At 36.2% G+C, this 21,061-nt stretch carries 15 protein-coding genes; 8 read left to right on the top strand and 7 right to left on the bottom strand.

The genetic code is table 11. The annotated features are described in order from the left end of the window. Positions 1–41: 41 nt before the first annotated feature. Both A8B79_RS07230 and A8B79_RS07225 read right to left on the bottom strand, forming a co-directional pair. Entirely contained in the window at positions 42–1,976 is a 1,935-nt protein-coding gene (locus A8B79_RS07230) for a DUF3857 domain-containing protein (protein WP_066220236.1), read from the bottom strand. Then, entirely contained in the window at positions 1,966–3,882 is a 1,917-nt protein-coding gene (locus A8B79_RS07225) for a DUF3857 domain-containing protein (RefSeq protein ID WP_161485149.1), read from the bottom strand. The genes A8B79_RS07230 and A8B79_RS07225 overlap by 11 nt, the downstream gene beginning before the upstream one ends. A 201-nt stretch (positions 3,883–4,083) precedes the next feature. Here A8B79_RS07225 and A8B79_RS07220 point away from each other — a divergent pair, with 201 nt between their 5' ends. Both A8B79_RS07220 and A8B79_RS07215 read left to right on the top strand, forming a co-directional pair. After that, entirely contained in the window at positions 4,084–4,674 is a 591-nt protein-coding gene (locus A8B79_RS07220; RefSeq protein WP_066220231.1) for a DinB family protein, read from the top strand. 131 nt (positions 4,675–4,805) lie between these two features. After that, the gene (locus A8B79_RS07215) at positions 4,806–5,738 is read left to right on the top strand and encodes a S1/P1 nuclease (RefSeq protein WP_066220228.1); all 933 of its coding nucleotides are present in this window, start codon (positions 4,806–4,808) and stop codon (positions 5,736–5,738) included. Between the two features lie 14 nt (positions 5,739–5,752). Here the strand turns inward: A8B79_RS07215 and A8B79_RS07210 are convergent, their stop codons facing one another. From A8B79_RS07210 to A8B79_RS07200, 3 genes are read right to left on the bottom strand one after another with little or no spacing between them, the layout of a single operon-like run. Beyond that, a complete protein-coding gene (locus A8B79_RS07210; RefSeq protein WP_066220225.1) occupies positions 5,753–7,600 on the bottom strand; it encodes a DUF3857 domain-containing protein in 1,848 nt (615 codons plus the stop codon). A gap of 55 nt (positions 7,601–7,655) precedes the next feature. Next, on the bottom strand, positions 7,656–9,650 hold the full coding sequence (locus tag A8B79_RS07205) for a DUF3857 domain-containing protein (protein WP_066220222.1): 1,995 nt from the start codon (positions 9,648–9,650) through the stop codon (positions 7,656–7,658). Between the two features lie 44 nt (positions 9,651–9,694). Further along, the gene (locus tag A8B79_RS07200) at positions 9,695–10,888 is read right to left on the bottom strand and encodes a phosphoglycerate kinase (RefSeq protein WP_066220216.1); all 1,194 of its coding nucleotides are present in this window, start codon (positions 10,886–10,888) and stop codon (positions 9,695–9,697) included. A 164-nt stretch (positions 10,889–11,052) separates the two neighbouring features. On the opposite strand from A8B79_RS07200, the gene A8B79_RS07195 reads away from it, so the two are divergent. From A8B79_RS07195 to A8B79_RS07175, 5 genes are all read left to right on the top strand, one after another. Further along, positions 11,053–14,805 carry a T9SS type A sorting domain-containing protein gene (locus A8B79_RS07195; protein WP_066220213.1) on the top strand — a complete coding sequence of 1,251 codons (3,753 nt, stop codon included), beginning with the start codon at positions 11,053–11,055 and terminating at the stop codon, positions 14,803–14,805. Between the two features lie 112 nt (positions 14,806–14,917). Continuing rightward, positions 14,918–16,078, top strand: a complete 1,161-nt coding sequence (locus A8B79_RS07190) for a cysteine desulfurase family protein (RefSeq protein WP_066220210.1) — start codon at positions 14,918–14,920, stop codon at positions 16,076–16,078. After that, the gene (locus A8B79_RS07185; protein ID WP_066220207.1) at positions 16,075–16,620 is read left to right on the top strand and encodes a TIGR00730 family Rossman fold protein; all 546 of its coding nucleotides are present in this window, start codon (positions 16,075–16,077) and stop codon (positions 16,618–16,620) included. The genes A8B79_RS07190 and A8B79_RS07185 overlap by 4 nt, the downstream gene beginning before the upstream one ends. Positions 16,621–16,622: 2 nt before the next feature. Next, positions 16,623–17,081 carry a DUF1499 domain-containing protein gene (locus A8B79_RS07180; protein WP_066220204.1) on the top strand — a complete coding sequence of 153 codons (459 nt, stop codon included), beginning with the start codon at positions 16,623–16,625 and terminating at the stop codon, positions 17,079–17,081. A 5-nt stretch (positions 17,082–17,086) separates the two neighbouring features. Further along, complete coding sequence (locus A8B79_RS07175; RefSeq protein WP_066220201.1) at positions 17,087–17,527, top strand: cytochrome B; 441 nt, start codon at positions 17,087–17,089, stop codon at positions 17,525–17,527. Here A8B79_RS07175 and A8B79_RS07170 read toward each other — a convergent pair. Continuing rightward, positions 17,524–18,504 (bottom strand): DUF4915 domain-containing protein, encoded by a 981-nt coding sequence (locus A8B79_RS07170; protein ID WP_066220198.1) that lies wholly within the window; start codon positions 18,502–18,504, stop codon positions 17,524–17,526. The genes A8B79_RS07175 and A8B79_RS07170 overlap by 4 nt on opposite strands. Positions 18,505–18,507: 3 nt before the next feature. Continuing rightward, positions 18,508–20,391 carry an AMP-dependent synthetase/ligase gene (locus tag A8B79_RS07165; protein WP_066220196.1) on the bottom strand — a complete coding sequence of 628 codons (1,884 nt, stop codon included), beginning with the start codon at positions 20,389–20,391 and terminating at the stop codon, positions 18,508–18,510. Positions 20,392–20,504: 113 nt separating this feature from the next. Here A8B79_RS07165 and A8B79_RS07160 point away from each other — a divergent pair, with 113 nt between their 5' ends. Next, positions 20,505–21,008, top strand: a complete 504-nt coding sequence (locus A8B79_RS07160; RefSeq protein ID WP_066220193.1) for a Fur family transcriptional regulator — start codon at positions 20,505–20,507, stop codon at positions 21,006–21,008. Positions 21,009–21,061: the final 53 nt, after the last annotated feature.

Below are 21,061 nucleotides of genomic sequence, written 5' to 3'. Positions count from 1 at the left end.
TTTAAAAAAAAAATTCAAGTATTAATACTTGGGTATACATTTTATTCCAATACAAGTACCATTTGTTGATTATCTAATCGTGAAACTTCGTTCATAAAGTCTATAAAATCCGGATACTGTTCAGGTTTTAATTTTCTTGACTTAATACTGAAGATCCTTGTAAAAAGAACTTTGTTTGAGTCTAATTTTTCAAATGATCCATTGTAAGAAGCAAAACTGTTCTCAATATTTTCTGATTTCGGAATTCCTTCAAGGACAAAGCCTTCAGGTATATTAAAAATTGTGCTGTCTTTTTCCTGAAAAGTAACAGGTAACCAAACATCAAACTTTCGGTCTTCTTCATTAGAAAAACTAACGTTCCAATTGCTCAATACATTAACCGGCACAAACAAACGCTTTGAAGAAGCTGAAGCATAACTCTCTTTTTTAAAAGAAAAATCAAAATTGTAGTTAGGATCATCGTCTATAAGATCTTCAAAATTGATACCTATAATATCAGAATTGGGAATATCATAACTAGTTGATAACCATTCTACTCTTTCTTTTTCTGATTTGGGTAAGATTTCATGTAAAACCTGATCGCGAACAACCCCTTCACTTTTAATATTAACATTTATACTCGCTTCGCCATTTTTTGATAATAATACATGCGAGACGATTTCCTGATTATTTAGAGAATAAGGTCTTTTAGGCGTTTCAATTAGTTCTCCTCCTGTTGGAGTAACTAACAGAGCTTGTTTATTTTCATTCCCATTACCAATACTGCCAAAAGGCATGTATGCGCTTGTACACTCAAGCCAAATATGTTCTCCATCAGAAAGAGTAACTCTTAGAATAACGTGGTTGAACTGACTGCTTGGAAAGTCTGCTATTAGATCCGGTTCATCAGCACCATTTCTAATAAGTGCCGGATGAGATTCTATTCCTGCATACTCAAGTACAGCCTGCATAAAATTAGTTAAAGCTTTACAATCTCCGTATTCGTTATTAAAAACATAATCTGCAGAAAATGGTTTCCACCCCCCGATACCTAATTGAATGCTAACATACCTCGTTTTTTGCTGCAGGTATTTGTAAAGAGCTTTTACCTTCTGTTTTTCGTTTTCCACTCCATCAAGGACTGCATCTACCTCCTTTTTTGCTGCATCGCTCAATTCTCTCTCATTTTTACCCAAAAGATAATACCATTGACCAAATTCTTCCCATGAGCTGGTTGATCCATAGGTATTCTCTATTTCAAAAATTATGGGAGCAACTAAAACTTTTGGTAAGACCTCAGGTGCAGGCGGACTTAAAGGCTCATTCGTCATTGGCTCATCATTACTAAAATTCCATGTATAGATCTTCCCAATTGTGGAATCAGAAATGGTAGGCTTTTCATCAAAACCATCTGCATGATATTTTAAACTTCCATTGGTTCTATCTATGATCCTCAATTCTGACTGCTCTACAATTTGGTCATACCACAACGGATACCAAGTCGGTAAATTCAACAACCCGTTGTACTTGATCTGATAATCAGTAACTATTGTATATGGAAAGTCATTATGAAACAGCTCTAAAAGTTTTACCCTGCTATCAGAAAAGAAGGTGTAGCCATCTGCCGAACTGAAATCATAGGCATCATCCGAAGTAAATGATCTGACGAGATTACCATCTTTATCAATTATATTAGCATTTATGAAGTCGATACTTCTGAATTTATCATAGTGTAGATAGACATTAGCAAGATGTTTATCCTCTTTATCCAGAATTGTTATGGCTTCCTTCACTCTTAGAACAGCACTATTTTGGTTGATATATTCCAGTTCTGTTTCATGATTTCTGACAACTGAATTTACATCTTTATCCCATTCAGACATCTCGTAAGAATATGAAAGTGTTTCAGCTTCATAAATTTCTTGAGTTCCACCACAATTCAATACAAACAGAAATATCAGAATTGTGCTTAAACGGACATTAATTTTATTCTTCATTTTTCTTTAAAACTATTTGCTCAGATTGGTTTTCAATTAATGCTTTAAAAAAGTCTTTTAAGAACAAGTAGTCCTCAGGATTATAATTATGCTTACTGATACTAAATTTATACTGCATCATAATAGTATTTCCCGCTACCTGGAAAAGCTTTCTGTAATTTGCACTTTCATCAGGGGTTCTGAAAATTTTTGATGATGGAACTTCATCCACACTCCAGCCTTCCGGTATTGTGAATCTCAAAGTAACGGTTTCATCAAATGTATAATCAAAATCGATAGGAAATACGCGTTCTTCTTCCTTAAATGGATTGTCTAATAAACGCTCTACGATCATGGGATTTAAATAGATCACGTTTCCTGATATATTTGCTGAAACCTCAAAATGCGCACTGAATCTTAGATCCTCATGTAGTTCACTCTCTTTAACATTCGCAGAGTCAATTACAGTATTAACAGGGTCACTAAAAGTATTTTGCTTAATGCTTTCTTTTATATCGTCTTCATCTTCAAATTCTTCTCTGGTGTAATGTGCATAATATCCATTTGATTTGGAATTCAACACTCCAACCAATTTCCCATCTTCATTCAGCGAAGCATCTATATAAATACTCAGGTTGTTTTCATCCTTGTTTTCAATATTTATCCACTTAAACTGCTTTTTTGGAATATCGATCAAAAACCCAACACTATTTATAGAATTTGCGGGAAGTAAATTAAATGGCCTTTTCTCATTTTTTGCATCTAAAAAATAGAAGTCATTACCAATTTCTACATAACCAATAACATGATTGAACTGTGAAATCAAAGGGAACATCCGGATCACATCTCCATGATCAGTTGTACTCAAAACCACACTATGAGCACTTAACCCTGCCTCTTTAAGCATATTAACAAGCATCAAGTTGATGTCAGCACTATTCCCATCTCCTTCTTTATAAGAATCTTCCAGATCCTGTGAAGCATTAAATGAAAGCATCTCATTCCAATTCATATGGCTTGAAACATGACTATATATCTTTTTCATTTTCTCCAATTCAGAATCTTCCTCTGAAATAATGTCTTCCAAGACATTGGCTAAAAACTTATTCCTCTTGAGTGTTTTACCGTGGCTCGATGATTCCGCTAAAGCTCCCCCTACTCTTGGCCAATCAGATAAATAATCTTCATAAACAACACCCGGCACTGTTATATTGGCTAGTTGAAATTTAATTGCTGATCTATAATTATCTATAGATTTCATATAAGGAGCTTCTTCTATCGCGGGTATATCTTTCATGACCCAGGTAGATTCAGTACCAACATAATTTTGACGTCCTCCACTTTGGTAAGGTTTCTCTTCAATACTGAAGAATGGTTCATATCCTCTTGATACTTTTAAATATCTGAACCATTCCGGAATTCTGATCATGTATTCACTCCACATACTTGGGATTGACTTTTGAAAGTCCCAATCCGGTAGATCAAGTGGAGATTCAGATTCAAATAGATATTCATATTCTATAATTGAGCCCGGACGTAAGGCTGGCATCGTAAACTTTACTTCAGTATACCCATCCCCTTCTTTATCAATTAAGATGTCATCTTTATCCAGTTCAGTTTTTATAATCTCACCATTTTCCAGATTGTAAGTAGCTGCTTTTATCTTTGATATATCCTGTTCAGGTTTCTTTTCTATATACCTTTTTGAAAAATCTCCATATGTAAATCCTTCATCAGTCAAAATTTTGATCCTGATATGTCTTCTGAATTGAACTTCCAACCTATTGTCCAGCTCTGCGTCTCCTACGTCAAAGATCACAACTGCACTGGCTGTTGAATCTTTTTCGTATACATCCATTTCGATCATTTGCTTTGAAATATCGCCGAAATCCCTTTTTTGAGCTTCTGTTAGGTGCGGGATAAACATGAACAATACAATCAAGAACAGGGTAAAATTTTTAATCATCACAAGAGTAGTTAGCATATTTTTTTAGTTGATAGGCGAACATAATTAATTATTTACAGTTTTTCTTTAAGTTTTTTGTGTTCATAGTTATCTCTTTTTTTGTTTGTCCCCTTTTTATATAGTTAATTGTTACTCAGGTAACTATTAACTAATTCGAGCATCATGAAAAAACTACTACTAATTATTGGATTTGGGGTTTTAACAATGCCTTTAACGGCTCAGTTAAGTCAAGCCGAAAAAGATTTTGCTATCAATTATCTTGAAACAACGCATGCAAATATTGTTGAAGCTGTAAAAGATCTTCCGGAAGAGTCTTTTAACTATAAACCTGAAGATGGCGGCTGGTCTGTTTCGAATGCTTTAGAACATATCCTGCTTACTGAAACAGCATTCTTTGGAATGGCACAAGGAACATTAGCTAATGACGAAACAATGTCGGAGAAAGATCTTTCCGCTCAGGATGGAGCGCTGATCGGTATGCTGGCAAACAGAGGGACTAAAGTTAAAACAGCTCCACCATTCGAGCCTTCAGGGAAATGGTCTTCCAAAGCTGAAATGTTATCAGAATTAGAAAAGTCGAGAACTAAACTCGTTGAGTTCTTAAGCTCTACAGATGCTGATCTCAGAGGTCATGTTACGGCTCTTCCTTTCGGCGATGCAGATGTCTACCAGATCATGCTAATTATTGCCGCTCACAGCCAGAGACACACATTCCAGATGCAGGAAGTATTGGCAGAAATGAATGCGATGTAATTAGTTCTGGATCAATTCCTTTAAGCTCATTGTGAAAACAGTGAGCTTTTTTTATATAATTTTTGCCTTCTTTTAATGTTTTGATAATGGTTGTTTCGTATCCTTAGTGAAATTGAAATTAAATCAGGCTCATGAAAAAAATTCTAGCTTCTACACTCGCACTCTCATTTCTTCTAACGCTAACGTTAAATCCAACATCGGGTATTTCCTGGAATGCAACCGGTCATCGTGTAATTGCTGCTATTGCCTGGGATAATCTTACTCCTGTTGCTAAAGAGAATATTATGTTTATCCTCAAGCAAGCACCAGAGGACTCTGACCTGATGGAATTCTATGATGAGGAAAGTGAACATGCGGATAAATATTATTTTATGAACGCTGCGTATTGGCCTGATGTAGTTCGTGACAGAGATGAAAAAGCTCGTTATGACAAATACCATAAAGGTCCGTGGCATTATGTTGGCAGTTACTGGAAGCAGACAGAGGACGGTCCGGTTGATGCAGAAGGCTTTGTTGATGATGAGCACATTGTGGAGCGTATCGCTTTATTCAGAGAAACCCTCAACAGTTCTGAAGTATCTGCAGAAGAAAAAGCTATTCAAATTGCATGGGTTCTTCATTTAGTTGGTGATATTCATATGCCGTTGCATAATACTTCACGCGTGACTGAAGATACACCTGACGGGGACCGTGGCGGAAATAGTTTCAGATTTGGTGACAGCTGGCCATGGAATTTACACGCGTACTGGGATGGAATCATAGATGTAGCAAACCCTAAAGATGATGATGTTGACGATTTCGACTACTATCTTGCCAATGCTGAAATGATCGAAAAAAAGCATCCAAAATCAGAATTTAAAGTCTTAATAGATCTTCAGAATTCAACAGTTTGGAATAAGGAAGGAAAAGAGATCACAATGGAAAAAGTATATCCGGAAGATCTGAAACAAGATGAACAGCCTTCTCAGGAATACAAAGAAATGGCCTATAAGATCGCTCAAAAGAGAATGGCACTTTCTGGCTACCGTATGGCCGAATACCTAAATCAGATTTTTGGGGAGTGATTTAAATTCCTTGGTTAATCCTGATCGATCAATTTTTTAAATATTATATCCTTTTCATCTAATACATCTATTCGCTTTAAAGAAGCTTGAAGTTCTTCTATTTCGAATTTACTCTGTATTTCTTTTTTTAGAATAAAAGTTCTAATAATGGATAAAATATTTTTCTTTGTATCAACTTTTATGTGTAAAGAATAATCTACGAACCGGTTACTGATGCTAGTGTCCTTAGGGAGAACTTCAATTTTATAACCCACTGGTATTTTTACAGAGATAGAATCAACTTCTTTGGAGGGGTAATAAATTACTTTAGTATGTTCATTATATGCCCCCGGTTCTTTAAACTGATAGGTTGAAAAAAATATCCTGTCCCCCGATTTCCTGAAATAATCGTCAGTAGTTATTGAATAAGAAAATGAAACAGGGTTTTCTTTTCTATCAATAGCAGATGTTTCAATAGAAAAATAACGATCGGCCTTAATTTTAAAATTTTCATTGAGCCAACCTACTTTTTGCTGTTCTGTTTTATTAGCAAAACCGAAATAATATTTCTCTAAGTATTCTCCACTGGCTTTACTAATATTTCTTTGTATTACAGCATTGTTACTTTCTTCTAAGGATACAAAAGTAGATGAAAAAACATAGTTCGTTTCAGAAGTTAAAGATGGTGTTTTAATTAGCTCTCCACCTTCATTTGTAATCTTTAAACCATATCTATTTGCATTATAAGATGTTATATAATTGAAAGGCATTATTTGGCTTGTACATTCGAGCCATATCTCATCCCCTTTATTAGGGAGATATAAAATTACATGATTAAATTGATTGCTTGGAAAGTCCTCAATAAGTGGTTCTACATCCAATCCACTATTGATCAAAACAGGATATGCTTCAATACCCGCATACTCATACATAGCAAAAGTAAAATTGGTTAAAGCTTTACAATCTCCATACCCATTTTTTTCTACAAAGCTAGCCGGAAAAGTCTGCCATCCACCAATTCCCAATTGAATACTTATATATCTGGAATTCTCTTGAAGGTGATTATAAATTGTTTCTATTTTTTCTGATCGAGTTTTAGCTTTTGCAAGTATTTTATCTAGTTCTTTCTTTTTTTCATCGCTTAGTTCTTGTCGTCCCTGGTTTAATGTATGATACCAGTGTCCAAAACTCTCCCAATCTTTAAAACTCCCCTTATTGTTTGATACACTAAATTTTAGAGGCTGAATCAGTACCCTTTCTAATCCTTCACCTAATGCTCTGTTTTTAATACCCTTAGATTTTTTCCATTCAAGAATTTCTGATTTTTTTGTCTCAAATTCATTCAGGTTAAAACTTTTAGTCAAATCCTTGATATTAACTTTTAATCCTTTCGGGTATTCAAGCCTTAAAGAAACAGAATTTGTATAAATGTTTTGTTCTTCAGGAACCCAGTTTAATTTATAAAGAAAATTAGTACTGCTCTCTTCATACTCATATGCAATTATGTAAGGATATTTGTTATGATTAAAAGAGATATATTTAATTCTACTGTCACCAAAAGAGGATGCAGATTCTAATATTGGTAAGTCTCGTATATCATCAGCATCAATATCTTTGATCTTCACTCCATCAACTGAATAAATACTTGCTTTAATTTCTTCTATTTTAATAAATGAATCATAAAATAAAACTAGCTCAGACTCTCTTCTACCATTTTCATTAAGTACTACTATTTCTTTCCTGACAGTTTTTGTAACCTTATCGTCAGCTTTTATTTTAATTTCAGTTTCAGAGTTATTTACAAAAAAATCTTCTTCCTGAAATGCGCCAACTCTTTTATTCAATTCATTGATATACTGACTATCGTAAACTTTTTCCGTCATCCCATGATTCGAAGAGCATGTTACCAGAAAAAGTATTGAAATGAATATTGCGGACTTATTCACCAACTTTTTTAATTACTATTGTTTTCGGTGGTTTAGAAATAATAGAGAAAATTGACTTTACAGTAGGATAAGAATCACGAGGTAATTGATTATCCAAGCCCACTAAATTCTTTTCAACGATTACTACATTCTCTCTTTCACCATAATATTCCACATAATTGAAAATTTTATCCGGTACAACAATTGTTGTGTCATCGGGCAATCCATCAACTTGATACCCCTCTGGTAACTCAATTCTAAAATCAATTTTGCGAATAAATTTTGATGGGAATTCGATAGGTGAAACTCGATAACTATTAGTCAGTTCTTCTAATCCTAGAAATTGAAAAGATGCTGGATCAATATAAATACTTTCTTTGTTGCTTTCATTTGGTAAGGCTGTAACATTAAAATCAGCAGAGAAATTAATTGTCGGTTTATAAAAAGTACCACCCTCGAAATTGGTTTCCTCTATAACCAAATCTCTTCCTTCAAAACCCAAATATTCTTTTAATAGAGCCACAGAATCTTGATAAAATGACTTTTTAAAGTATAAGGCGTCCTCTCCTTCTAAAATTAGATTTATTGAGCCCTGTACTGAACTATCGTCTTTCAGTTTATAATCTACATCAACTTCTGTTTTACTTATGTCTGAATTGACAAGAGGTTCCCAAACTGCATTAAACTCTTTTACCCGTAAGCCTGCTTCATTTAAATTTTCTCGGCTAAGCATTGTAGTTTTAAATTCACTTGTAGCATCAAGAAAATATTTTTCTTCGTTTAAATTTACTACCGCAATAGTTTTATTGAACTGATCGGGGAGTATAAAGCCTTTAATAATTCGCCCATTGCTTCTTGTACTAAGAATTAATGGATCGGCATTAAACCCTGCTTCCCTTAATAAAAGAACCAACAAAAGATTTAGTTCTACAGAGTTACCACTCTTATCCTTATTTACATCTTGTAGATTTTTTGTTGTGTAAATTCTATTCGAACCATTCCAGTTGAAAGAATTTACATAACTAAAAATACTCTCTAATTGATGTTTTTTTGATTCAAAATCACCAATATTTTCTAAAACAGGTATTACCCAATTCCCTGTATTTAAACGTCCGCCATAATCTTCATCTTCGAGTAATGTATTACTTACTTCCTGCCATGAACTAGTATAATCTTCTTTAATACTATAATTTGGAATATCAATTCCCGTAAATTGAAGTAAAATATAAGACCTGTAGTTTTCATAAGAACTTAAATATGGTTCCGAAATTATAGGAGGAACATCTTTCATAGCCCATCTGAATTTCTGTGCAGGAGAAGACATTCTTAATTTCTTTGTTACGTAATTCGTATTTTCTGGCTTGTATTCATATCTGATCCCAATTTCAGTAGGTTTAGCTTCGTTTATATCTAGTTTGCTTGATATCCGGGATATTATATCAAACCTGTGGAAATTAGGAATTTCAGCAACTAATTCGCTCCATTTAACAGGTATGCTATCATCAAAATACCAGTTCGGAAGCTGTCCGGCGCTTCCTAATTCAAGTATGTAACGAATGTCTATAATTGTACCGGCCTTAGCTTGTGGCATCGTAAAAGAAACGCTTTTAAAACCACCTTCCATATCCTGAACAATCAAATTTTTATCGTCGAATTTAATTCTATCTACTTTACGTTTAGAATTAAGATTGAATGTAAAGGCTTCAACTTTATCTAATTTTTGATCATAGTCCCTGGTTGGATTATATACAAACCTAAAACTAGCTTCTCCTAATCCGTTTTCATTTAAAATTTTAATTCTTTTATGTCTTTCAACTGTATAAACGAAATCTTTTTCAATTGAATACTGACCGTAATCAAATAAAACAACCGCATTAAAATTTGAATCTGCTGCGCTAAATTTCTGGGTTAGCTCAGTAGCTGAAACTTTTCCAAACTTTTTAGGTTGCGCAACCAAAACTCCGGAGATTAAAAGAAAAAGAAATATAAAATTGATACGTGTTTTCATTAGGGCACTAGTTTTTAAATAATTAATAATAAATTACTTGATTATTAATTATCAGTCAACGAACTAACACCCGGAAGTTCCTTACCTTCCAGATACTCTAAACTGGCTCCACCTCCGGTTGATACATGAGAAACCTGATCATTCAATCCGGATTTTTTAATAGCGGCAGCTGAGTCTCCCCCACCTATGATCGTTGTTGCTCCAAACTTTGTAGCCTCAGCAAGCGATTCTGCAACGGCAAATGTACCATCCGCAAAATTACTCATTTCAAAAACACCCATCGGTCCATTCCAAAGTACCGTTTTCGCCATCTTGATCACATTACCATACGAAATAGCTGACTGTGGGCCAATATCAAGTGCCATCCAACCATCTTCTATCCCATTGTCATTTACAACTTTATGTTCGGCATCATTGTCAAATTCTTTGGCTACTACTGAGTCCATCGGCAACATTAATTTAACACCTGCTGTTTTAGCTTTTTGGATCAATTCTTTAGCCAGTTCGATTTTGTCTTCCTCTAACAAAGAATTACCAATTGGCAAACCTAACGCTTTATAAAATGTGTACGTCATTCCCCCGCCAATAATAATGGTATCTACTTTGTTCAGAAGATTTTCGATCACTCCGATCTTATCAGAAACTTTAGCTCCACCTAAAATTGCCACAAAAGGTCTATCGGGATTGTTTACGCTTTCACTTAAATATTTGATCTCTTTTTCCAGTAAAAAACCCGAAGCAGACTGCTCCATAAACTGAGTTACCCCTGCTACAGAAGCATGTGCTCTGTGAGAACTTCCAAATGCATCATTTACAAAAATATCAGCATGGCTGGCTAATTGACCACTAAAGATCTCATCGTTATCAGTTTCTTCTTTATGGAATCGAACATTTTCGAGTAAAACGATCTCACCAAAATTAGCTTGTTCTATTACCTTTTTAGCTTCATCTCCGATGCAATCAGTAGCAAAATGAACTTTAGCATCAACCAATGAAGCCAAATGATCCGCAACAGCTTTTAATGAAAACTCAGCATTTGGTTTACCATCAGGACGTCCTAAATGACTTGTTAATATCAATAAACCGCCATGTTCTACTACATAATTTATTGATGGTAAAGCCTGTACTATCCGATTGTCATCTGTGATCACTCCATCTTTCAAAGGCACGTTAAAATCAACGCGCATAAGTACTTTTTTATCTTTTACTTGAATATCGGTAAGGGTAAGTTTTTTCATTTTTTTTGTAAGGAATGTTGTTTTTAACTGTCTTATTTGATTAAATAAGATTCAATAACTCAATTGTACACTTTACTCATCAGCGACAACTTCGGGGTAAAATACACAGTTGTATTGTTCTTTGTGTTTTATTTTAGTTAATAAATCAAACTTATGGAGATCAAATGAAAAAACTGATACTATTTTTCCTTTTTATTGGAATTGGAACAAGTCTTTCAGCTCAAAACTTATTTGTAACAAGTACCAGCCCCGCCCACGGAGCTGAAGATGTTGATCAGGATTCGATCATGATCACTTTCAACAAAAAGATCGCTTTCAATGACAGCTCTTTTACAGAAGGATTTCAAATTCCTTTTCTAATCCTTCCTTTTGATTCAATTCAAATAAACCAGTTGAGACTAAGTGAGGATTCTTTATCCATGATCATTGATGGAGGTCTTGCTGACAATACAGACTTCACCTTTATTGTACTGGATGCGCACGCAAAAGATGGAGATAAACTTGGAGCGCCCTATCTGTTCAGATTTACTACTAATCCTACTGCAGGTGAGTTTGTTGTAAATGGTAAAATAACAGAAGAAGAAATGTCAAAATTGAAAGCTAATTCTTCAGCAGATCATTTAGGAGGATTAACGGTTATTCTAAGCGAAGAAACTCTGGATATCGGTTTAGATTTTGAAGGAACTGAAGAAGAGCCGAATGAAGAGGATGAAAATGATCCATTAGATGCAGCTCACATAGCATTCGTAAATCCGGAAACAGGAGAATATTCTATTGACGGTATCAGAGAAGGAGATTTTTTCGCATTTGGCCTTAATATCTTTTCTATTGAACAAGAGCAAGAAGGATTTCCGGAGCTATTTATTCACGATCCGAATGAAGACTACTCGTTGGATACTGTCAAAGTTAATAGTACTGATGTACCAACTGACACCCTACATAACATCGATCTGAGGAAGTTGCTTTTTGAACCGTTTACTTTTGGAGAAGCTTACAATCGAACTTCCAGTTTGAATTTTAGTGGCGATGTAGAAGCTAAAGCAGGAATCGCAGAAATACCCTTAGTTTTTGATTCTTTTGATAACCCTCAGCCAAAACAACTTTTCAAAGGAATTCCGGTAACTGCTTCTTTAGATGATCACCAGAATCCATTTTTTGATCCTGAAAAAGGAAAAAGCATAATCTGGAGTATGTTCTTTTACGATTCTGTAAAAGACTCTGTTCATTTAGTGGGAATCTCTCCATTCGGAGCACAATTAATTGAAACCGTTGCATCTGACGAACTCGATATACCCGTTTCAATCAGTACGGTAAACTCTTTACCTGAAAATATGATAGATAGTGATTCTGTGGCTGCTATAGCTGAAATGAATGGTGGTGCTCAGTTCAGACAGGAAGCGGGTAATGCCACTTTTGCCAGCGTTGAATTTGTTGCTGCTCAAGCATATTGGGAATATCCTTTAGATAATACTACTTCGGCTCCTACACATTGGAGAGTGGAGTATGAAGCTCAGAATTTTAATTTTGAATTCAAACAAACTAACGATCATGACGGTTTCGGTGAAGATTCTCTTGTTTTCTATATTGATATATCAACCGGAGACATTCTATACAAAGCCGGAAATAAAGTAGAAAACGGACCTTCCTTTAATGTTGTGAGTAGCTCTCCCTCTGATGGCGATGTTGCAGTCAGTAGCGACACTTCAACTGTTAGTATTACCTTTGACGCACCCGTAAAACTAAATGAATATGGGTTTTTCGGGGATGGGCTCGAAATAATACCATTCCCTCTTGATTCAATTGAGGTTGTAGATTTTACTTTAACGGATGTGGGCAGAACTCTCAACTTTAAGGTACTTCACTCCGCTGATACTGACTATACATGGTTAGTAAGTAAAGCCGAAAATACTGCAGGTGGAGTTCTCGAAAGACCTTATGTATTCAATTATACAACTTCATCTAGCTCAGTAAATCAATCTGTTTCAGGTTCTATTAATACAAATACTGATGCACCGGCCAAGACTGTTGAAAATGAATATGAGGGAGTAATGGTTGCGTTATTTACTTCAAACCCGTTTGTGGAAAATAAAAATGAGAGCGACTCTGAAGGGCCTGGCTTTACAATTGCTAAGGCAACTCTTGCAGATACCACAACAGGAACATATACTCTAAATGGTGTCCGAGACGGAGTTTATTTCCCTCTTTCAATTAATCTTATTAAAGATGGCTTTGATGACACACCTTCCGCCATTGGAATTTACGATCCTGATAGTGATGGCTCTTTGAACTCGATTACCGTTTCAGGTGGAAATCTGATAGATATTGATATTCAGTTCAAAGCATTTGAACCAATTTCTGCAAGTACTGCTGTTTCATTAGCAAATTCAGTAGCTGCAGAGTTAGATCCCGGATTGGAACTTTACTTCATGTTTACCGAAGAGGATCTGGTAGATTATGATGACTTCAATGATGAAGTCAATCAGAAAAAAGGACTACAGAAATATTCTTTCAGCCATTTTAAAATTGATGATGAGATAAACACTCCAACCGGTACCGGCGAAGAATGGGGTTTACTTTATTATAACTCTACAACTGAGGTAGCTTTAGCATTTAGAGTAAATCCTTTTGGAGTTGGATTCGTTGATACATTGGATACAGAAGAATTCCTTTACGATCTTGAATTAGAGGATGCCACTTTTGATGATCTGTCTCCACTCCCTTCTTCTTTCTTTGATTCCGATTCTGCAGCATTTGTAGCTGAAGAAAATGGTGGTAGCGACTTCAGGCAAGGAGATGCAGAATATCTTTACGTTGAATATATAGCAATAAATGCTCCTTCTCTTTTACCAGATGGTATTACTGCCGATGGTGCAGTTTGGGGGGTGATCTATTCCAAAGAGAGCTTTAATGAGCAAACCTTCAATTACGAATTTACCGGATTTGAAGTATTCCTGGATTTTGAAGACGGAACATTCCTGGGTTCAAATATTGATCAGGATGAACCAATTACTGCATTAGATGGCAGAGCTGCGGCCGACACCTTAGCTATAAATATCTATGATGATAACAAGCTTTACTTTATTGACGCCAGTGGAAATATATTTTCAAACCCAGCGCTCGATCAGCAGGAAAAAGCTCTGAAGAATAATGAGGAAAACTCTGACCTTCTTGAAGGAAAGTTCTTCTTTGTAGAATATAGATTTTACTCTGAAATAAATGATTCTGAGACACCAATATTTGTTGACGCAAGCGGTGAAGCATACTTCTCAGGAAATTCATTTGATATTATTCCTGAAGGAGTCAGTTACGCTGATCTGGCAAGCATTTCTGAAACTATTATTGATAGCGACTCTGCAGTGGCCATTGCAGATGCAGCCGGAGCCGCTGATTTCAGAGATGATCTGGGTGTTGATTTCGATCTGGTTCGACTCGACATTGAAGTTCAGGCAGGTAATCGCTTCTGGCTACACCCTGAAGGAGTTGATAGCTCATTGGTTACTTGGACTGTTCGCTTCTTAAGAACTTCAAGACACAAAACTACTGAGGAATACGAACATGAAAGTGCTGAATACCTTATCAATGCAGAAACAGGCGCTGTGATTGATGCAATGGTTATCACTTCGAATGAAGATGAACAGCTTACAGATATTCCAAATGAAACCACACTTGGACAGAATTATCCAAACCCTTTCAATCCTACCACAACTATTCCTTTCAGTTTAAAGGAAGCTGTGAATGTAGAAATCACTATCTACAATATGTTAGGCCAGAAAGTTACTTCTCTCGTTAATGAGAAATTCTCAGCAGGAAATCATTTTGCTACATGGGATGCTTCCTCTTTGGCCAGTGGAATGTATATATATCGTCTGAAAGCCGGGAATGTGGTAAAAACCAAAAAGTTAATGCTCATTAAATAATCATATTTGATCAGAGCTTCTAAAAGCCTTCTTCGGAAGGCTTTTTTTATGGGTGATATTCAACGCTATTTTGAATATTTTCACTGGTGATTTTAACTCTACATTCCGATCTATGAAAACAGTTTACTTCGACAATGCAGCAACCACTCCAATTGATGAGCGAGTACTGGAAACAATGCTTCCGTTTATGCGGGAAGATTTCGGGAATGCAAATTCTGCTCATCATTTAGGCCAAAAAGCCAAAGTCGCTGTAGAAGATGCCAGAGAGTTTGTAGCTTCAGTAATTGGTGCAGAACCGTCTGAAGTGATTTTTACTAGCGGTGGTACTGAAAGTGATAATGCAGCGATCAAAGGAGTTTTGGCTGTTGCCGGAGAAAAAGATGAGATCATTACTTCAGAACTTGAACATCATGCTGTTCTTCATCCTGTTGAAATGTCCAAAATGAAGGGATTTAAAAACCTTTTTGCTGAACCAATACAGTGTGGAACTATTACAGCATCGGCTGTAGAAGAAAAGATATCAGACAAAACTGCTCTTGTAAGCATAATGCATGTTAATAATGAGATCGGTTGTATAAATCATATCAAAGAGATCGCAGAATTATGCAGAGGCAAAAACATACCTTTTCATACTGATGCTGTTCAAAGCTTAGGTAAAATTCCTGTTGATGTGAAAGACTTGGGAATCGATCTTCTGAGTGGTAGCGGACATAAGATCTATGGGCCTAAAGGCGTAGGCATCATGTACGTAAGAAACGGAGCCAGATGGATGCCCTGGATGACAGGAGGATCACAGGAACGCAGACGTCGGGGAGGAACCTTAAATGTTCCCGGAATAGTTGGTTTTGCAAAAGCACTTGAGCTTATGACCAATGAAATGGAAGAGAATACTGATCACTATAAAAAATTAAGATCTCTCCTACTTTCGAAGATGGACGATGAATTAGATGTTGATTATAAGATCAATGGAAATCCTGAAACCGGTGTTGCTCATATTCTAAACCTTTCATTCTCGAATAAAGATGGACACTTTATTGACGGAGAGATGCTTCTACTGAATCTGGATATTGATGGTATTTGTGTTTCCAATGGTTCGGCTTGTACTTCCGGAGCTGTTGAGCCATCACATGTTTTGGCAGGAATTGGATTAAATGACAATCTGGCTAAATCAAGCATCCGGGTTAGCTTTGGAAAAAAGAACACCGAAGAGGATGTAATTTACTTTGTTGAGAAATTAAATAATGTATTAACCCGAATGTTCGCCACAGCATGAATATAAATATATGTGTGTACTGCGGATCAAGAATACCGGAAGACAAAAAATTTGAAAACCTCGCAAAACAAATAGGCTCCACAATAGCTTCTAAAAACTGGGGACTGGTGTACGGTGGTGGCAAGGTTGGTATGATGGGTGTAATAGCTGATGCAGCACTTGAAAAGAAAGGCGAAGTGATTGGTATCATTCCTACTGCTTTAAAGAGAGCAGAAGTCGTTCATACAGGTGTTTCAGAGATAATAGAAACTCCTGATATGCATACTAGAAAAGCTTTAATGGAGAAAAGATCATCAGCTTTTGTTGTGCTTCCGGGAGGCTTCGGAACTCTTGATGAGTTTTTCGAAATTCTTACATGGAGACAATTGGGAATTCATGATAAACCGATCATCCTTGTAAACGCTTTCGGATATTTTGATGGATTGTCTTCCTTTGTGGATACAGCTATAGATCACGATTTTGTTAGAGGAAATAACCGTGAACTATTTTCGATTACTTCAAATCTTGAGGAAACGATTTCAGTACTTGAGCAAAAGCTATAACCATGAAAATATTCTTCGCAGTTTTGGTTTTTCTGTCTTTTACTGTGATTATTAGCTGTAATAACTCTATTAAACCTATAAACTCAGAATTGAAAATTCCTGAAAACACTTTAGATCCCTGTCCGGAAAGTCCGAATTGCTTCAGGACAACTCAGACTCTTAAAGCCGCGCCTGAAACTGTTCAGGAAGCATTCCTGAAATCACTTAGCTCAAATAATGCTGAGAAAATAGAAGAAGTAAATATTTCTGATAAAAAACTGATCAATGCTGTTTTTAAAATCCCGATATTCGGATGGTTAGATGATGTTGTTATTCATGTTGATTCAAATTCATCGAATGCAGACATTACATTCGTCCATATTAAAAGCTCCAGCAGAGAAGGTTACTACGATCTGGGAGTTAACAAAAGAAGAGTAAACAAAATTTTAAAACACGCTCGAAAAGAGATTAACAAACCATAAAAGCCATGTATAATATACTATTACACTTACATTCAGTAAACAGATGGATCGTTTTAATATTGATAGTTTTGGCTTTGTATAAGGCTTTTTCAGGTTGGTTCGGAAAAAAAGAATTCACATCTTCAGATAAAAAAAGTGCTTTGTTTGCACTCATATTTACCCATATTCAATTGATACTCGGACTTGGCCTCTACTTCATTAGTCCTTTGGTCTCTTTTGAAGAGGGAGCTATCAAAAGTGAAATATTCAGATTTTATACAATTGAGCATTTTTCTATGATGATCATTGCAATTGTGTTGATTACACTAGGATTTTCATTATCCAAAAGAGCTCCGGAAAGTATTACAAAATTCAAAAGAGTAGCTGTATTCTACCTCATAGGTTTACTGATCATGCTATCCTCTATTCCATGGCCTTTCAGAATTACCGGTGCGGGCTGGTTCTAGGATAGAGATTCAAATTTAGACAACATTTCATTGTCTAAAATATACACGTTGTCTACTTGTTCGATGTTTGGGATTACAATTTCTCCTGAAGTCTTCCTTTTCTCCAAATCGACAGTAACTACTCGGTTGTGAAGATATTTACCGGTAGGAATTACCTTTAAATATCTTTTTCTGGTGGCAGAAAGTCCTATATAGCCAACGTTATCTTTTTCTGAAAAAGCCATTCCTCTTCCAAATCCGCCGAGTTCTATAGTTGACAATAACTTCCATTTCTGATCAAATATCTTAACAGATCTATCTCCACTATCCTGAATCCAATAATTTCCATTTATTAACCGAACTGAATGTGGACTTTGCAGTTTTAGCGGGAATACTTCTTGTGTATCCAGATTTAAAACACCTCCATCCCCTTGTTGTTTAACCAGCGCTTCAAAAAGAATCCTGTAGTACTGCCAGCCACTAACGTGATGAATTAATGCACACTTCTCATTTTTATAGTTCAGAAAGATCTGATTACAGTGAAATCTGTCTATTACTTTTTCCAGATCATCGCTCTTCTCATACTCTGTTCTAAACGAAGCTAAAGAAATTCTCTCTTTTACTTTATTAGTCTCAGGACTAAATCCAATTGCTTCATCGTGCTCAGTGTTAGATATCCACAGAATATCATCTAGAAAATGTATGTCATGGATATCCCCGGCTTTGCCGATGTCTAGAGATTTAAAAGATCTTGAAGCTACATTAAGCCTTCTTATTTCTTCATTTTCGGAAACAAAAAGTTCATCAGCATATCTTGAATCCCAGGCAATAGAGCTTACACCAACTTCACCCCAGGAATTGAAAAAATTCACTGGTTTAATTGAGCCATCTCTGTATAAAATTTGTACAGGCCTGACTTGCTCTCTGGTTAATTTTTGATCTTGTTCCTTAGCATTCTGAGATCCAAGAACAAGTAAGTCATGCTTTATTAAACCCATTGATCAGTTTTTGTCATCTTTATAGATATCAGCAATCTGATCTGCATATTTTTCTGCAATAACTCTGCGCTTTACTTTCATGGTTGGAGTGATCTCTCCTGTTTCCACTGTAAATTCATCGGGGAGTAATCTGAAATCCCGGATCTTCTCATGAGACGCCAGATCTTTCGAGAAAGCCCGAATCTCTTTTTTGAATAGTTCATTCACTTCAGGATGCGAGATCAACACTTCATTGGTTTTATATTCAAGTCCATTGTCTTTGGCATACTTTGCCAGAATTTCAAAGTCAGGCACTATCAATCCGGCCATAAAATTTTGAGCTTCTCCTACAACAACCATTTGATCGATCCACTTACTGGTCTTAAACATATCCTCAATTGGACCTGGATAAATATTTTTACCACCTGCATTAACGATCATATGCTTAATACGATCCGTAATCTTCAAATTTCCTTTTACAAAACGTCCGACATCACCGGTATGTAACCAGCCGTCTTCATTGATCATTTCTTTGGTAGCTTCTTCGTTACGCCAGTAACCTTTCATTACATTCGGCCCTTTACAAAGTATCTCTCCGGGCTCAGAAGAAAGTTCCGTAGGATAATCTTCTCCACTTATTTGAGCTATGATCTCGCCGGATTCCAGATCTTTAATTCCTACAGTAACTCCCGGTATCACGGCTCCAACAACTCCGGTTACTTCTTCACCTACTCTGTTTGCAGCCATTACCGGTGAAGTTTCTGTCAATCCATATCCCTGCAAAATGGTTAAACCCGCAGCTTTAAAGAAATCATCGATCTCAGGTGGCAAAGCCGCTCCCCCGGAAACGAATATCCTTACTTGCCCGCCTGTTCTTTCTTTCAGCTTATCAAAAACCAGTTTATCAGCGATCTTCTTTTGAATCGAAACCAAGCCTCTTTTCCCTGATGAGTACTTTCTTCCGGTATCAACAGCCCAGTTAAAAATCTTTTTCTTGGTGTCGCTACCCTCCTCTACACTTTTAACGATCAGATTATAGATCTTTTCGAAAAGTCTTGGCACACTTATCATTACCGTTGGCTTCACTTCAGGCATATTTTTTGAAACGGTATCTACACTTTCGGCATAATAGATCTCAGCTCCACAAGAAATTATTGCATAATAGCCGGCTGTTCTCTCAAAAGAATGACATAGTGGAAGAAATGAGAGAAGTCGATCTTTATCATCCCAATAAATATGTTGTGTAGCTGCTTTAACATTGCTTACAATATTTTGATGGGTAAGCATCGCTCCTTTTGGTCTTCCTGTTGTACCTGAAGTGTAGATCAACGTCGAGATATCTTCTACCGAAACAGCCTGTACTCTTTTTCTGATCTCATCTTTAAATTTCTCAGCTTGCTTTGCACCTTCATTCAGTACATCTTCGAAAAGAAGAACAAATTCCTTTTCGGCATGTTTTTTATTCTTCGGATTATCGAATGCAATAATCGTTTTTAAATGCTCACAATTATCATAAACCTCCACAGCTTTCTTTAACTGTATTCCTGTAGAAACGAAGAACATCTTAGCTTCCGAATCCTGTAAGATATATTCGCACTGACCCGCAGGAAGTGTAGTGTATAAAGATACATTGATTCCTCCGATCATTTGGATCGCAAGATCAACAACAGCCCATTCATATCTGTTTTCGCTTAGAATCCCTACTCTGTCTCCATGTTCAATTCCTTCAGAAAGCATATAAGATGCTAAAGAATGGACATCCTCGATCACCTGATCCCAATAAATGGGCGTGTACTCAGATTTAGGATCTGTTTTACGATGAAATACAGCTTTGTTATTTCCGGCAAATTTATTTGCCAGGTTTACAGGAAGTTCTGCTAATGTCTCGAACGGTACGATTGTAGGCATGCTTGTAAATTTTGATCAATATTTTTCCGATTGGAATATACTATATATAGAAAGAAATTCTTGTGTTTCAAATGCACCTATACAAGTCTTATATTAAAAGAAAAATTTCACAGATGGCACACCCGGCACACGAAGAAACAATTCAGTTAGTAAAAGAGATCTTCAGATCTTATTTGAAAGAGCATAAACAACGCCAAACACCTGAAAGGTTTATGGTTTTAGAAGAAATTTACCGTGCCGACGGCCACTTTGATGCGGATGATATTTTCTATCGAATGGAAGAAGTTGGGACTCGTGTATCACGCGCTACGGTGTACAACACACTTGATCTTTTAGTTGAATGCGGACTGGTTCAGCGTCAACAGTTTGGTAAAAGTCAGTACTACTATGAGCGCGCTTATGCTTACCAACAGCACGATCATATTATCTGTAATGATTGTGGGCATGTGTTGGAATTTTGTGATCCCAGAATTGGGGAAATACAGGAATTACTAGGTAAGATCCACGGTATGAATATCGACTCTCACTCTCTGCATTTCTACGGAACCTGTAAGGACGAAAAAGCCTGTGAAGCTCGTCAAGAAGAAAACACTAAAAAGGAAAGCGCTGAAGCGTAAAAGGATTAACAATGTTCAATTACCAATTAAGAATTGACATAAATCAATACTTA

The organism is Balneola sp. EhC07, assembly GCF_001650905.1.
GTDB lineage: Bacteria > Bacteroidota > Rhodothermia > Balneolales > Balneolaceae > Balneola.
This window is presented reverse-complemented; position numbering and strand designations above follow the sequence as displayed.

Coding starts and splice junctions, on each gene's coding strand:
- A8B79_RS07230 (WP_066220236.1), bottom strand. CDS start 1,976: ATGAAGAATAAAATTAATGTCCGTTTAAGCACAATTCTGATATTTCTG.
- A8B79_RS07225 (WP_161485149.1), bottom strand. CDS start 3,882: ATGTTTATCCCGCACCTAACAGAAGCTCAAAAAAGGGATTTCGGCGAT.
- A8B79_RS07220 (WP_066220231.1), top strand. CDS start 4,084: ATGAAAAAACTACTACTAATTATTGGATTTGGGGTTTTAACAATGCCT.
- A8B79_RS07215 (WP_066220228.1), top strand. CDS start 4,806: ATGAAAAAAATTCTAGCTTCTACACTCGCACTCTCATTTCTTCTAACG.
- A8B79_RS07210 (WP_066220225.1), bottom strand. CDS start 7,600: ATGACGGAAAAAGTTTACGATAGTCAGTATATCAATGAATTGAATAAA.
- A8B79_RS07205 (WP_066220222.1), bottom strand. CDS start 9,650: ATGAAAACACGTATCAATTTTATATTTCTTTTTCTTTTAATCTCCGGA.
- A8B79_RS07200 (WP_066220216.1), bottom strand. CDS start 10,888: ATGAAAAAACTTACCCTTACCGATATTCAAGTAAAAGATAAAAAAGTA.
- A8B79_RS07195 (WP_066220213.1), top strand. CDS start 11,053: ATGAAAAAACTGATACTATTTTTCCTTTTTATTGGAATTGGAACAAGT.
- A8B79_RS07190 (WP_066220210.1), top strand. CDS start 14,918: ATGAAAACAGTTTACTTCGACAATGCAGCAACCACTCCAATTGATGAG.
- A8B79_RS07185 (WP_066220207.1), top strand. CDS start 16,075: ATGAATATAAATATATGTGTGTACTGCGGATCAAGAATACCGGAAGAC.
- A8B79_RS07180 (WP_066220204.1), top strand. CDS start 16,623: ATGAAAATATTCTTCGCAGTTTTGGTTTTTCTGTCTTTTACTGTGATT.
- A8B79_RS07175 (WP_066220201.1), top strand. CDS start 17,087: ATGTATAATATACTATTACACTTACATTCAGTAAACAGATGGATCGTT.
- A8B79_RS07170 (WP_066220198.1), bottom strand. CDS start 18,504: ATGGGTTTAATAAAGCATGACTTACTTGTTCTTGGATCTCAGAATGCT.
- A8B79_RS07165 (WP_066220196.1), bottom strand. CDS start 20,391: ATGCCTACAATCGTACCGTTCGAGACATTAGCAGAACTTCCTGTAAAC.
- A8B79_RS07160 (WP_066220193.1), top strand. CDS start 20,505: ATGGCACACCCGGCACACGAAGAAACAATTCAGTTAGTAAAAGAGATC.